The 13838-nt window shown below is 52.6% G+C and carries 15 protein-coding genes and 5 tRNA genes; 19 read left to right on the plus strand and 1 reads right to left on the minus strand.

Translation table 11 applies throughout. The annotated features are described in order from the left end of the window. Positions 1-142 precede the first annotated feature (142 nt). From cydA to pnuC, 18 genes are all read left to right on the plus strand, one after another. Positions 143-1711, plus strand: coding sequence for a cytochrome ubiquinol oxidase subunit I (gene cydA, locus ACLHV9_RS07055; protein ID WP_407221170.1), 1569 nt, complete (start codon positions 143-145; stop codon positions 1709-1711). 15 nt (positions 1712-1726) lie between these two features. Next, positions 1727-2866 (plus strand): cytochrome d ubiquinol oxidase subunit II, encoded by a 1140-nt coding sequence (gene cydB, locus ACLHV9_RS07060; RefSeq protein WP_028019426.1) that lies wholly within the window; start codon positions 1727-1729, stop codon positions 2864-2866. Between the two features lie 14 nt (positions 2867-2880). Beyond that, positions 2881-2994: a cytochrome bd-I oxidase subunit CydX gene (gene cydX / locus ACLHV9_RS07065; RefSeq protein ID WP_003858598.1), complete on the plus strand. Its 114-nt coding sequence runs from the start codon at positions 2881-2883 to the stop codon at positions 2992-2994. Then, on the plus strand, positions 2994-3284 hold the full coding sequence (gene ybgE / locus ACLHV9_RS07070; protein ID WP_028019425.1) for a cyd operon protein YbgE: 291 nt from the start codon (positions 2994-2996) through the stop codon (positions 3282-3284). The genes cydX and ybgE overlap by 1 nt, the downstream gene beginning before the upstream one ends. Positions 3285-3432: 148 nt before the next feature. Beyond that, entirely contained in the window at positions 3433-3837 is a 405-nt protein-coding gene (ybgC, locus tag ACLHV9_RS07075; RefSeq protein WP_003858593.1) for a tol-pal system-associated acyl-CoA thioesterase, read from the plus strand. Continuing rightward, a complete protein-coding gene (gene tolQ, locus ACLHV9_RS07080) occupies positions 3834-4526 on the plus strand; it encodes a Tol-Pal system protein TolQ (RefSeq protein WP_008501101.1) in 693 nt (230 codons plus the stop codon). The genes ybgC and tolQ overlap by 4 nt, the downstream gene beginning before the upstream one ends. A 3-nt stretch (positions 4527-4529) precedes the next feature. After that, positions 4530-4958, plus strand: coding sequence for a colicin uptake protein TolR (gene tolR / locus ACLHV9_RS07085; protein ID WP_003858589.1), 429 nt, complete (start codon positions 4530-4532; stop codon positions 4956-4958). Between the two features lie 28 nt (positions 4959-4986). After that, positions 4987-6288: a cell envelope integrity protein TolA gene (gene tolA / locus ACLHV9_RS07090; RefSeq protein ID WP_407220324.1), complete on the plus strand. Its 1302-nt coding sequence runs from the start codon at positions 4987-4989 to the stop codon at positions 6286-6288. 134 nt (positions 6289-6422) lie between these two features. Further along, entirely contained in the window at positions 6423-7715 is a 1293-nt protein-coding gene (tolB, locus tag ACLHV9_RS07095; protein WP_028019423.1) for a Tol-Pal system beta propeller repeat protein TolB, read from the plus strand. Positions 7716-7750: 35 nt separating this feature from the next. Beyond that, entirely contained in the window at positions 7751-8272 is a 522-nt protein-coding gene (gene pal, locus ACLHV9_RS07100) for a peptidoglycan-associated lipoprotein Pal (protein WP_003858578.1), read from the plus strand. 9 nt (positions 8273-8281) lie between these two features. After that, positions 8282-9082 (plus strand): cell division protein CpoB, encoded by an 801-nt coding sequence (gene cpoB / locus ACLHV9_RS07105; RefSeq protein ID WP_108090576.1) that lies wholly within the window; start codon positions 8282-8284, stop codon positions 9080-9082. A 161-nt stretch (positions 9083-9243) separates the two neighbouring features. Beyond that, positions 9244-9319 (plus strand) — tRNA-Lys (locus ACLHV9_RS07110). Between the two features lie 27 nt (positions 9320-9346). Next, positions 9347-9422 (plus strand) — tRNA-Val (locus ACLHV9_RS07115). A gap of 3 nt (positions 9423-9425) precedes the next feature. Further along, a tRNA-Lys gene (locus ACLHV9_RS07120) sits at positions 9426-9501 on the plus strand. Positions 9502-9547: 46 nt separating this feature from the next. Then, positions 9548-9623, plus strand: a tRNA-Lys gene (locus ACLHV9_RS07125). 24 nt (positions 9624-9647) lie between these two features. Continuing rightward, a tRNA-Lys gene (locus ACLHV9_RS07130) sits at positions 9648-9723 on the plus strand. A 163-nt stretch (positions 9724-9886) separates the two neighbouring features. After that, on the plus strand, positions 9887-10930 hold the full coding sequence (gene nadA, locus ACLHV9_RS07135; protein ID WP_407220325.1) for a quinolinate synthase NadA: 1044 nt from the start codon (positions 9887-9889) through the stop codon (positions 10928-10930). 22 nt (positions 10931-10952) lie between these two features. Next, positions 10953-11672, plus strand: a complete 720-nt coding sequence (gene pnuC / locus ACLHV9_RS07140; protein WP_407220326.1) for a nicotinamide riboside transporter PnuC — start codon at positions 10953-10955, stop codon at positions 11670-11672. Here the strand turns inward: pnuC and zitB are convergent. Further along, positions 11669-12598, minus strand: a complete 930-nt coding sequence (gene zitB / locus ACLHV9_RS07145; RefSeq protein WP_028019419.1) for a CDF family zinc transporter ZitB — start codon at positions 12596-12598, stop codon at positions 11669-11671. The genes pnuC and zitB overlap by 4 nt on opposite strands. A gap of 183 nt (positions 12599-12781) precedes the next feature. Between zitB and aroG the strand changes: the two genes are divergently transcribed. Next, entirely contained in the window at positions 12782-13834 is a 1053-nt protein-coding gene (aroG, locus tag ACLHV9_RS07150) for a 3-deoxy-7-phosphoheptulonate synthase AroG (protein WP_134707325.1), read from the plus strand. Positions 13835-13838: the final 4 nt, after the last annotated feature.

A 13838-nucleotide genomic window follows, 5' to 3' on the forward strand; every position in this document is an offset into this window, starting at 1 on the left:
TAACCTGACGTCATCGTTTTTATCCTTCCTCAGGGTAATAACGACGACAGGGATGCGAATAATTTGTATTGGGGCATGCGTGTGGATCTCTCTCTGACGGGGTTCACTCTCGGAGTCTTCATGCGATGAGCAAGGAGTCATGATGTTAGATATAGTCGAACTGTCGCGCTTACAGTTTGCCTTGACCGCGATGTACCACTTCCTGTTTGTGCCACTGACGCTCGGTATGGCGTTCCTGCTGGCCATCATGGAAACGGTATACGTTCTCTCCGGCAAACAGATTTATAAAGATATGACCAAGTTCTGGGGCAAGTTGTTTGGTATCAACTTCGCACTGGGCGTGGCAACCGGTCTGACCATGGAGTTCCAGTTCGGGACTAACTGGTCTTACTATTCCCACTATGTAGGGGATATCTTCGGTGCGCCGCTGGCCATTGAAGGTTTGATGGCCTTCTTCCTCGAATCCACCTTTGTAGGTCTGTTCTTCTTCGGTTGGGACCGTCTGGGTAAAGTCCAGCACATGTCAGTGACCTGGCTGGTGGCATTAGGTTCGAACCTGTCCGCGCTGTGGATCCTGGTGGCGAACGGCTGGATGCAAAACCCAATCGCGTCTGATTTCAACTTCGAAACTATGCGTATGGAGATGGTCAGCTTTGCCGAGCTGGTCCTGAACCCGGTTGCGCAGGTTAAATTCGTTCACACCGTGGCATCTGGCTATGTGTGCGGCGCGATGTTTATCCTGGGTATCAGTTCTTACTACATGCTGCGTGGTCGTGACTTTGCATTTGCTAAGCGCTCTTTCGCCATCGCTGCAAGTTTCGGTATGGCTGCAATCCTCTCTGTTATCGTCCTGGGTGATGAATCCGGTTACGAAATGGGTGACGTGCAGAAAACCAAACTGGCTGCTATCGAAGCTGAATGGGAAACGCAACCGGCTCCTGCTGCCTTTACCCTGTTCGGTATCCCGGATCAGGATGCGCAGCAAAACCACTTCGCCATTCAAATTCCTTACGCGCTGGGTATCATCGCTACCCGTTCTGTTGACAAACAGGTGACGGGGCTGAAAGAGCTGATGGTGCAGCATGAAGGCCGTATCCGTAACGGTATGAAAGCTTACGCGCTGCTGGAACAGCTGCGTGCTGGCTCGACCGATCAGGCCGTCCGTGACCAGTTCAACGACGTGAAGAAAGATCTGGGTTACGGTTTGCTGCTGAAGCGCTATACCCCGAACGTGTCTGATGCGACGGAAGCACAGATCCAGATGGCAACCAAAGACTCCATTCCGCGTGTTGCACCGCTGTACTTCGCATTCCGTATCATGGTGGGCTGCGGCATCATCATGCTGCTGATCATTGCGGCGTCCTTCTGGTCTGTTATCCGCAACCGTATCGGCGAGAAGAAATGGCTGCTGCGTACTGCGCTGTACGGTATTCCACTGCCGTGGATCGCAATTGAGTCCGGTTGGTTTGTTGCAGAATATGGTCGTCAGCCATGGGCGATTGGTGAGGTGCTGCCAACGGCGGTAGCGAACTCCTCCCTGACAGCAGGCGACCTGATCTTCTCCATGCTGCTGATTTGTGGTCTGTACACCCTGTTCCTGGTGGCTGAACTGTTCCTGATGTTCAAGTTCGCGCGCCTTGGCCCAAGCAGCCTGAAAACCGGTCGCTATCACTACGAGCAGTCCACTGCGACTACTCAGCCGGCACGCTAAGACAGGAGTCATCAAATGATCGATTATGAAGTATTGCGTTTTATCTGGTGGCTGTTGATCGGCGTTCTGCTGATCGGTTTCGCTGTCACGGATGGTTTCGACATGGGGGTGGGGATGCTCACCCGTTTCCTCGGTCGTAATGACACCGAGCGTCGAATCATGATCAACTCCATCGCCCCACACTGGGACGGTAACCAGGTGTGGCTGATCACCGCAGGCGGCGCGCTGTTCGCTGCCTGGCCGATGGTCTACGCGGCTGCGTTCTCCGGTTTCTATGTGGCGATGATTCTGGTGCTGGCATCTTTATTCTTCCGTCCGGTTGGTTTCGACTACCGTTCCAAGATTGAAGACACCCGCTGGCGCAACATGTGGGACTGGGGCATCTTCATTGGTAGCTTCGTTCCACCGCTGGTGATCGGCGTGGCGTTCGGTAACCTGTTGCAGGGCGTACCGTTCCACCTGGACGAATACATGCGTCTTTACTACACCGGTAACTTCTTCCAGTTGCTGAATCCGTTTGGTTTGCTGGCGGGTGTGGTGAGCGTAGCGATGATCATCACTCAGGGGGCAACCTATCTGCAGATGCGTACTGTCGGTGAATTGCACCTGCGTTCTCGCGCGACGGCTCAGGTTGCTGCGCTGGTTACGCTGGTCTGCTTCGCCCTGGCCGGTGTGTGGGTGGTGTACGGTATTGATGGTTACGTGGTGACATCTGCCATTAACCATACTGCGCCGTCTAACCCGCTGACCAAAGAAGTGGCGCGTCAGGCCGGTGCATGGCTGGTGAACTTCAACACGACGCCTGCACTGTGGGCTATCCCGGCTCTGGGCGTGCTGCTGCCGCTGCTGACGGTTCTGACGTCTCGTCTGGAAAAAGGTGCCCTGGCGTTTGTGTTCTCTTCACTGACCCTGGCGTGCATCATCCTGACCGCAGGTATTGCAATGTTCCCATTCGTCATGCCATCCAGCACCATGCTGAATGCTAGCCTGACCATGTGGGATGCGACTTCCAGCCATATGACGCTGAACTTAATGACCTATGTTGCTTGCGTATTCGTGCCGATTGTTCTGGCCTACACCATCTGGTGTTACTGGAAAATGTTCGGACGTATTACTAAAGAACATATCGAAAGCAACACCCACTCTATGTACTAAGTAAGGAGCTGAATATGTGGTATTTCGCATGGATTTTAGGGACGCTTCTTGCCTGTGCTTTTGGTGTCATCACTGCCCTGGCGCTTGAGCACGTTGAAGCGACTAAAGCGGGTGAAGAAAAACACTAATGAACATTATCGCAAGGTTATATGCGGTAATGGATAAGCGCCCGTTACGGGCGCTTTCTTTAGTGATGGCATTACTGCTGGCAGGTTGTATCTTCTGGGACCCTTCGCGCTTTGCAGCGAAAACCAGCGAGCTTGAAATCTGGCACGGTTTCCTCATTATGTGGGCGGTGTGTGCAGGTGTGATTCACGGCGTGGGCTTTCGTCCGAAAGCCGTTCACTGGCAGGGCATCTTCTGTCCACTTATCGCCGATCTCGTTCTGCTTGCTGGATTGATTTTCTTCTTCTTCTGAATAAGAAATGTCCGTTAACGATATGGGCTTACCCGAGCCCATAAAAATTTACTCTCCGTTTACTTTCTCCCATTCCAAACCACCTTTCCCGCGCGTATAGTAGCGAAGTTTAAAAGAGTTAACTTTTATTGCATTACCGGGATGTAAAGTGAATACAACGCTGTTTCGATGGCCGGTTCGTGTCTACTACGAAGATACCGATGCCGGTGGTGTGGTTTACCACGCCAGCTACGTTGCTTTTTATGAACGGGCACGCACAGAGATGCTGCGCCATCATCACTTTAGTCAACAGGTGCTGTTGGCTGAGCGAGTTGCCTTCGTGGTACGCAAGATGACGCTTGAGTATTTTGCGCCTGCCAGACTCGACGATATGCTCGAAGTCCAAACTGAAATTACATCAATGCGCGGGACCTCACTGGTTTTCACGCAGCGGATAGTCAATGCAGAGAACACCGTACTGAACTCAGCTGAGGTACTGATTGTCTGTGTTGATCCAACCATAATGAAGCCTCGTGCGCTTCCTAAGTCTATTGTCGCGGAGTTTAAGCAGTGACTGACATGAATATCCTTGATTTGTTCCTGAAGGCAAGCCTTCTGGTTAAACTTATCATGTTGATTTTGATTGGTTTTTCAATCGCATCCTGGGCCATCATCATCCAGAGAACGCGTATCCTCAATGCCGCTGGCCGTGAAGCTGAAGCGTTTGAAGATAAGTTCTGGTCGGGTATCGAGCTTTCTCGTCTGTACCAGGAAAGCCAGGGACGCCGTGAAAACCTTACAGGCTCCGAGCAAATTTTCTATAGCGGTTTCAAAGAGTTTGCGCGTCTGCATCGTGCAAACAATCATGCGCCGGAAGCGGTTGTAGAAGGTGCCTCGCGTGCGATGCGTATCTCCATGAACCGTGAACTGGAAAACCTTGAAACGCACATTCCTTTCCTGGGGACTGTAGGTTCTATCAGCCCGTATATCGGTCTGTTTGGTACGGTGTGGGGGATCATGCACGCCTTCATCGCACTCGGTGCGGTGAAGCAGGCGACATTGCAGATGGTTGCCCCGGGTATTGCAGAAGCACTGATTGCGACCGCTATCGGTCTGTTTGCGGCAATCCCAGCGGTTATGGCGTACAACCGTCTGAACCAGCGCGTGAACAAACTGGAACTGAACTACGACAACTTTATGGAAGAGTTCACTGCGATTCTGCACCGTCAGGCGTTTACCAGCACCGAGAGTAACAAGGGGTAAACCATGGCCAGATCGCGTGGACGAGGTCGTCGCGAGCTCAAGTCCGAAATCAATATCGTTCCATTGCTGGACGTGCTGTTGGTTCTGCTGCTGATCTTCATGGCGACAGCGCCAATCATTACCCAGAGCGTGGAAGTGGATCTGCCGGATGCGACAGAATCACAGGCGGTGAGCACCAATGACGATCCTCCGGTCATCATTGAGGTTTCCGGCGTAGGGCAATACAGCGTGGTGGTAGAAAAAGATCGTATGGATCAGTTACCTCCTGAGCAGGTTATTGCTGAAGCACAGCGTCGCCTGGAGTCAAATCCGAAAACGGTCTTCTTAATCGGTGGCGCAAAAGACGTACCATACGATGAAATTATTAAAGCGCTGAACTTGCTACATAGTGCGGGTGTTAAGTCAGTTGGCTTAATGACTCAACCTATTTGATCATCCGCGTAGTTTTTGGGAACCGATAGTGTCAAAGGCAACCGAACAGAACGACAAGCTTAAGCGAGCGATAATCGTCTCCGCAGTGCTGCACGTTATTCTCTTTGCAGCGCTGATCTGGAGTTCGTTCGACGAGCATATTGATGCATCAGCCGGCGGCGGTGGAGGCTCTTCCATTGACGCCGTGATGGTGGATCCCGGTGCGGTAGTACAGAACTATAATCGCCAACAACAGCAGAAGGCGAGTGCCAAACGGGCTGAAGAGCAGCGTGAAAAACAGGCGCAACAGCAAGCGGAAGAACTGCGTGAAAAGCAGGCCGCAGAGCAGGAGCGTTTGAAGCAGCTTGAGAAAGAACGTTTGCAGGCGCAGGAAGCGGCGAAAGAGCAGGCACAGCAGCAGAAACAAGCTGAAGAGGCTGCGAAGAAAGCCCAGGAACAGCAAAAGCAGGTAGAAGAAGCGGCAGCAAAAGCCGCAGCGGACGCCAAAGCGCAGGCTGATGCCCAGGCCAAATTAGCGGCCGAAGCGGCGAAGAAAGCCGCTGCTGATGCTCAGAAGAAAGCTGAAGCGGAAGCCGCGAAGAAAGCCGCCGCTGATGCCCAGAAGAAAGCTGAAGCGGAAGCCGCGAAGAAAGCCGCCGCTGATGCTCAGAAGAAAGCTGAAGCAGAAGCCGCGAAAAAAGCCGCTGCTGATGCTCAGAAGAAAGCTGAAGCCGAAGCCGCTAAGAAAGCTGCTCAGGAAGCAGAGAAAAAAGCTGCTGCTGACGCTGCGAAGAAAGCCGCTGCCGCAGAGAAAGCCGCTGCAGAGAAAGCGGCAGCCGCTGAAAAGGCTGCAGCTGACAAAAAAGCTGCAGCTGAGAAGGCTGCTGCCGATAAGAAAGCCGCGGCTGAAAAAGCGGCTGCGAAAAAGGCTGCTGCTGCGGAGAAAGCCGCTGCCGCTGCGGGCGTTGACGACCTGCTGGGCGATCTCAGTTCTGGTAAGAATGCGCCGAAAACTGGTGGTGGGGCAAAAGGAAACAACGCAGCACCGACGGGAAGTGGTAACACTAAGAGTAACGGCGCGTCAGGAGCTGAAATCAACGGATATGCCTCGCAGATTAAATCCGCTATTGAAAGCCGATTCTATGATGCGTCGTCTTATGCCGGTAAAACCTGTACGTTGCGTATAAAACTGGCTCCAGACGGCATGCTGTTAGATATTAAGTCTGAAGGTGGCGACCCGGCTTTATGTACTGCGGCCCTGGCTGCAGCGCGTCAGGCGAAGATGCCTAAACCGCCGTCTCAGGCAGTCTATGAAGTCTTCAAAAATGCACCGCTGGACTTCAAACCTTAAGTTACATTTTCCCCGTGCAAACGGGGAAAAATAGACCAGGTTTAGTCACAGGGTTCAGGTAGTTTTGTCTATTTGGGTTTGTTAACATTCTGCTAAATTATCGTGGGTAAGGTTACCCGGATAAGGGAGATATGATGAAGCAGGCATTACGTGTAGCATTTGGTTTTTTAATGCTGTGGGCAGCAGTACTGCACGCAGAAGTACGTATCGAGATCACCCAGGGGGTGGACTCGGCACGCCCAATCGGGGTTGTTCCGTTCCAGTGGGCCGGTCCTGGCGCTGCGCCTGAAGATGCTGGTGGCATCGTGGCGGCTGACCTGCGTAACAGTGGTAAATTCAACCCGTTAGACCGTTCTCGTCTGCCTCAGCAGCCGGGCAGTGCGCAGGAAGTACAGCCTGCTGCATGGTCTGCTCTGGGAATTGATGCCGTGGTTGTGGGTCAGGTTACGCCTAACCCGGACGGCTCTTACAACGTGGCCTGGCAACTGGTTGATACCGGTGGTGCGCCGGGTACCGTTCTGGCACAGAACTCCTATAAGGTCACTAAGCAGTACCTGCGCTACGCGGCTCACGCTGCCAGCGATGCGGTATTCGAAAAACTGACAGGCATTAAAGGTGCATTCCGTACCCGTATTGCCTATGTGGTTCAGACCAACGGTGGTCAGTTCCCTTACGAACTGCGTGTCTCTGACTACGACGGTTACAACCAGTTCCTGGTGAAACGTTCTTCCCAGCCTCTGATGTCTCCAGCATGGTCTCCGGACGGTTCTAAGCTGGCGTATGTAACCTTCGAAAGCGGCCGTTCAGCGCTGGTTATCCAGACACTGGCAAACGGTGCTGTTCGTCAGGTGGCGTCGTTCCCACGTCACAACGGTGCACCTTCATTCTCTCCGGATGGGTCTAAACTGGCGTTTGCGCTGTCTAAAACCGGTAGTCTGAACCTGTACGTGATGGACATTGGTTCTGGCCAGATTCGCCAGGTGACTGATGGTCGTAGCAACAATACCGAACCTTCATGGTTCCCGGACAGCCAAAATCTGGCATTTACCTCTGACCAGGCAGGCCGTCCGCAAATCTATAAAGTGAATGTCAACGGCGGTGCTCCGCAGCGTATTTCCTGGGAAGGTACACAGAACCAGAACGCAGACGTGAGCAGCGACGGTAAGTTTATGGTAATGGTGAGCTCCAACGGTGGGCAGCAGCACATTGCCAAACAAGATCTGGTAGCGGGTGGCGTGCAAGTTCTGTCGTCAACGTTCCTGGATGAAACGCCAAGTCTGGCACCTAACGGCACGATGGTAATCTACAGCTCTTCTCAGGGGATGGGATCTGTGCTGAATCTGGTTTCTACAGATGGGCGTTTCAAAGCGCGTATTCCGGCAACTGATGGACAGGTAAAATCACCTGCCTGGTCGCCGTATCTGTAAATAATAATTAATTGATTACTAAAGGAATCATAGAAATGCAACTGAACAAAGTGCTGAAGGGGCTGATGATCGCTCTGCCTGTAATGGCAATCGCAGCGTGTTCTTCCAACAAGAACGCAAGCAATGACCAGAGCGGCGAAGGCATGATGGGTGCCGGCACCGGTATGGACGCGAACGGCAATGGCAACATGTCTTCTGAAGAGCAAGCGCGTCTTCAGATGCAGCAGCTGCAGCAGAACAACATCGTTTACTTCGATCTGGATAAATACGACATCCGTTCTGACTTCGCTGCGATGCTGGATGCGCACGCTAACTTCCTGCGTAGCAACCCATCTTACAAAGTCACCGTAGAAGGTCACGCGGACGAACGTGGTACTCCTGAGTACAACATCTCCCTGGGTGAACGTCGTGCTAACGCTGTTAAAATGTACCTGCAGGGTAAAGGCGTTTCTGCTGACCAGATCTCCATCGTTTCTTACGGTAAAGAAAAACCTGCAGTACTGGGTCACGACGAAGCGGCTTACTCCAAAAACCGTCGTGCCGTACTGGTTTACTAAGAGAATTGCATGAGCAGTAACTTCAGACATCATCTGTTGAGTCTGTCGTTACTGGTTGGAATAGCGGCCCCCTGGGCCGCTTTTGCTCAGGCACCAATCAGTAGTGTCGGCTCAGGCTCGGTAGAAGACCGGGTCACTCAACTCGAGCGTATTTCTAACGCTCACAGCCAGCTTTTAACCCAACTCCAGCAACAACTTTCCGATAACCAAAACGATATTGACTCTCTCCGTGGCCAAATTCAGGAAAGCCAGTATCAGCTTAATCAGGTTGTGGAACGCCAGAAGCAAATCTTGTTGCAGATTGATAGCCTGAGCAGTGGTGGTGGTGCAGCACAAGCACAGCCGGCAGCAGGCGATCAGAGCGGAGCGGCGACTTCTGCGCCAGCCCCAGCGGCTGATGCTTCTGCTTCAACAGGAGCGCCTGTACAAAGCGGTGACGCGAATACAGACTATAACGCGGCCATTGCCCTGGTACAGGATCAATCTCGTCAGGATGACGCGATTGCGGCGTTTCAGAACTTTGTTAAGAAATACCCTGATTCCACTTATCAGCCAAATGCGAACTACTGGCTTGGTCAGCTGAATTACAACAAGGGTAAAAAGGACGATGCGGCGTTTTATTTTGCCTCTGTGGTGAAAAATTACCCGAAATCGCCAAAAGCGCCAGATGCGATGTATAAGGTCGGCGTGATCATGCAGGACAAAGGCGACACTGCGAAAGCCAAAGCGGTTTATCAGCAGGTGGTCTCAAAATTCCCGGGTACCGAAGGTGCTAAGCAGGCGCAAAAACGTCTGAATTCGATGGGATGATTATCGCATGACCAGAAATCGCGTTATTTCTGGTCGTGCAGCATGATTACTAAGCAGTTAAGTGATCTTCATCGAAATTTTTGTTGCGCTGAATTCTTAAATCAGTAATATATGCCGCCGTTGCCACGGGATATCAAACAACGTGAAAACAGCGTAAAAGTGGGTCGTTAGCTCAGTTGGTAGAGCAGTTGACTTTTAATCAATTGGTCGCAGGTTCGAATCCTGCACGACCCACCACTTAACGCATTACCGGCAGTACAGAGTGGGTGATTAGCTCAGTTGGTAGAGCATCTCCTTTACACGGAGGGGGTCGGCGGTTCGAGCCCGTCATCACCCACCACTCGGGTCGTTAGCTCAGTTGGTAGAGCAGTTGACTTTTAATCAATTGGTCGCAGGTTCGAATCCTGCACGACCCACCACTTTAAAGTGGCACCGAGTAAAAATCTTCGAAGTCAGCACCCGAATGGGTCGTTAGCTCAGTTGGTAGAGCAGTTGACTTTTAATCAATTGGTCGCAGGTTCGAATCCTGCACGACCCACCACTTCGAAGAAAAAAATCCCGCAAGGGGTCGTTAGCTCAGTTGGTAGAGCAGTTGACTTTTAATCAATTGGTCGCAGGTTCGAATCCTGCACGACCCACCAGTGTAAAAAGGCGCCCTAAAGGCGCCTTTTTGCTATCCATTCCGATGACATTTCCTCTCAAATTCGCTATCTTGTTTAGTATACAAAACACAATTGCCGTCCGTTTTGCTATGTCATGCAAAAGAAAGGCAATATTGTTAAGCCAGTAAAACGAGAAGCCATAATGAGTGTGATGTTTGATCCTGAAGCCGCAATCTATCCGTTTCCGCCAAAGCCTGCCCCGCTGAGCCTGGATGAAAAGCAATTCTACCGTGAGAAGATCAAGCGACTTCTCAAAGAGCGAGACGCGGTAATGGTGGCGCATTACTACACCGACCCGGAAATTCAGCAGCTGGCGGAAGAGACCGGGGGGTGTATTTCTGACTCACTGGAAATGGCACGCTTCGGTGCAAAACATCCCGCTTCGACGTTACTGGTTGCTGGCGTACGTTTTATGGGCGAAACGGCGAAGATCCTGAGCCCTGAAAAAACCATTCTGATGCCGACGCTTAATGCGGAGTGCTCACTCGATCTTGGCTGCCCGATTGACGAATTCGCGGCCTTCTGTGACGCCCATCCTGACCGGACCGTGGTGGTCTACGCTAATACCTCTGCGGCGGTAAAAGCGCGGGCTGACTGGGTGGTCACGTCAAGTATCGCCGTTGAGCTGATTGAACATCTGGACAGTCTGGGCGAAAAAATTATCTGGGCGCCCGATCGCCATCTCGGAAATTATGTCCAGAAGCAGACGGGGGCAGACGTTCTCTGCTGGCAGGGCGCCTGCATTGTGCACGATGAATTCAAAACCCAGGCACTGGTGCGCATGAAGGCGCTTTATCCTGACGCCGCCATTCTTGTTCATCCTGAATCACCGCAGTCTATTGTCGACATGGCAGATGCCGTGGGCTCAACCAGCCAGCTTATCAACGCGGCCAGGACGCTACCCAATAAACAGCTCATCGTGGCGACCGATCGCGGTATCTTCTATAAGATGCAGCAGGCCGTGCCGGAGAAAGAGCTTCTGGAAGCGCCTACAGCTGGTGAGGGAGCAACGTGTCGTAGCTGCGCGCATTGCCCGTGGATGGCGATGAATGGCCTGAAGGCGATTGCTGAAGGGCTCGAGAAAGGCGGTGCTGCACATGAAATCCATGTGGACGCTGCTCTGCGTGAAGGTGCGTTAATTCCGCTTAACCGCATGCTGGATTTTGCGGCTACACTACGTACTTAATTCAAAACGCCCTGGGGAAAAGATGGATTTTTTTAGCACGCAGAACATTCTGGTTCATATACCGATTGGTGCAGGTGGCTATGACCTGTCATGGATTGAGGCCGTAGGCACGCTGGCTGGTTTACTCTGTATCTGGCTGGCGAGCCTTGAGAAGATCAGCAACTATGCGTTCGGGCTGATTAACGTCACGCTGTTTGCGATTATCTTCTTCCAGATCCAGCTATACGCCAGCCTGCTTTTGCAGCTGTTCTTCTTCGCTGCCAATATTTACGGCTGGTACGCGTGGTCGCGTCAAAACAGCCAGCAGGAGGCCGAGCTGCAAATCCGCTGGCAGCCTCTACCGAAAGCTATCGCCTGGTTTGTCGCCTGCGTGGTCGCCATTGGTTTAATGACTGTCTATATCAACCCGGTATTTGCTTTCCTGACCCGCATAGCGGTGTCGGTGATGTCTGGTATGGGGTTGAATGTGGCTATGCCTTCGCTTCAGCCAGATGCTTTCCCGTTCTGGGATTCCTGCATGATGGTGTTGTCGATTGCCGCGATGATCCTGATGACCCGTAAATACGTTGAGAACTGGCTGCTGTGGGTCATCATCAATGTCATCAGCGTGGTGATCTTCGCCCTGCAGGGCGTCTATGCGATGTCACTGGAATATCTGCTGCTGACCTTCATTGCGTTGAACGGTAGCCGGATGTGGATTAACAGCGCGCGTGAGCGAGGCTCTCACGCGCTTTCCAGCTAATGGTGATGATGTGAATGGCCGGACTGCGCCTCATTCAGGTGGCAGTCCGGCCCGTTACATGGCTGATACTCCATCTGGATGGTCGCATGACCAATCTCATAGTGATGTTCAAGAAAGTGCTGGATCCGTTCAAGCAGCGCATCATGGTCATGAGGTGGGATCACCTGAACGTGCAATGTCATAACCGGTTTCTCTCCCACCAGCCAGACGTGCACATGATGCACATTGCGGACTTCCGGGACAGAGCGGTGCAGGTTACGTTTCAACTCAGCAATATCAATTGATGTTGGTGCACCTTCAAGCAGTTCATTGACGCTCTCCTTCAGCAGTCGCCAGGCGCTACGCAGCACCAGACACGACACCAGCACTGAAAGAATCGGGTCGGCAGGCGTCCAGCCGGTATAGAGGATCACCAGCGCGGCCACAATCGCGCCCACTGAACCGAGCAAATCACCCAGCACATGCAGGGCCGCCGCGCGCACGTTGAGGTTCTTTTCCGCACTTCCTCGGTGCAAAATCCAGAAAGCCAGAATATTAGCCAACAGCCCTGCCACGGCGATGACCATCATTGTCATCCCCGCAACGGGTTGCGGGTGTCTGAAACGCTGGAAGGCCTCCCAGACGATAAGAACGGTAATGACCACCAGTGCAATGGCGTTAACAAACGCGGCGAGGGTGGTCAGCCTCAGCCAGCCGAAGGTATGGCGCGCATTCGGTGGACGACGAGCGAACTGCACGGCCAGCAGGGCGAAGAGCAGGGCGGCAGCATCGGTCAGCATATGTCCGGCATCGGCCAGAAGCGCCAGAGAGCCGGAAACCAGGCCGCCAATGACCTCGATAATCATGAAGGTTGCGGTGACGCCAAAGGCTAGCATCAGTCGTTTAGCGTTTTCGTCCCCGGAAGCGTGCGAATGAGAGTGCGCCATATCTATTTTCCTGGTTCATTTTAGGTTAAGTGTAGAGTTTTTAATGTGTTAGACAAACCTATTTTTTGGTCTGTTTCTGCAAATCCGGGAGAGAGTGTAAAAGGCGGTTTACACTAAGCGGCGAGCAAGTTAGATTGAAAGGATTGCATTCACTACTAGAGTTATGGCAGAGCTGGAAAGAAAATGAATTATCAGAATGACGATTTACGTATCAAAGAGATCAACGAGTTATTACCTCCTGTAGCACTCCTTGAGAAATTCCCCGCCACTGAAAATGCCGCAAACACGGTTTCTCATGCTCGTAAAGCGATCCATAAGATCCTGAAAGGTAATGACGATCGTCTTCTGGTGGTGATTGGTCCTTGTTCTATTCACGACCCGGCAGCCGCGAAAGAGTACGCGGCCCGTCTGCTCACCTTGAGAGAAGAGTTGAAAGACGAGCTGGAAATCGTCATGCGCGTTTACTTTGAAAAACCGCGTACCACCGTGGGATGGAAAGGGCTGATTAACGATCCGCACATGGACAACAGCTTCCAGATTAACGACGGTCTGCGCATTGCGCGCAAGCTGCTGCTGGAGATCAACGACAGTGGCCTGCCGGCAGCCGGTGAGTTTCTGGACATGATCACGCCGCAATACCTGGCAGACCTGATGAGCTGGGGCGCAATTGGCGCACGTACCACGGAATCGCAGGTTCACCGCGAACTGGCGTCCGGTCTCTCTTGCCCGGTTGGGTTTAAAAACGGGACTGATGGCACTATCAAGGTAGCTATTGACGCTATCAACGCTGCCGGGGCACCGCACTGCTTCCTCTCTGTGACCAAATGGGGTCACTCCGCCATCGTTAACACCAGCGGTAACGGTGATTGCCATATCATTCTGCGCGGCGGCAAAGAGCCAAACTACAGTGCAAAACATGTGGCGGAAGTGAAAGTCGGTCTGGACAAGGCCGGGCTGCCACCGCAGGTGATGATCGACTTCAGCCACGCCAACTCCAGCAAGCAGTTTAAAAAGCAGATGGAAGTGGGGGCAGATGTCTGCCAGCAGATTGCCAGCGGTGAGAAGGCGGTGATTGGGGTGATGATCGAAAGCCATCTGGTTGAAGGTAACCAGAATCTGGAAGGCAGCGAGCCGCTTGTCTATGGCAAGAGCGTGACGGATGCCTGCATCGGCTGGGAAGATACCGACACGATCCTGCGTCAGCTGGCGAATGCGGTAAAAGCCCGTCGCGGCTGAATAA

The organism is Enterobacter sp. CPE_E890, from assembly GCF_046521475.1.
Lineage (GTDB): Bacteria > Pseudomonadota > Gammaproteobacteria > Enterobacterales > Enterobacteriaceae > Enterobacter > Enterobacter adelaidei.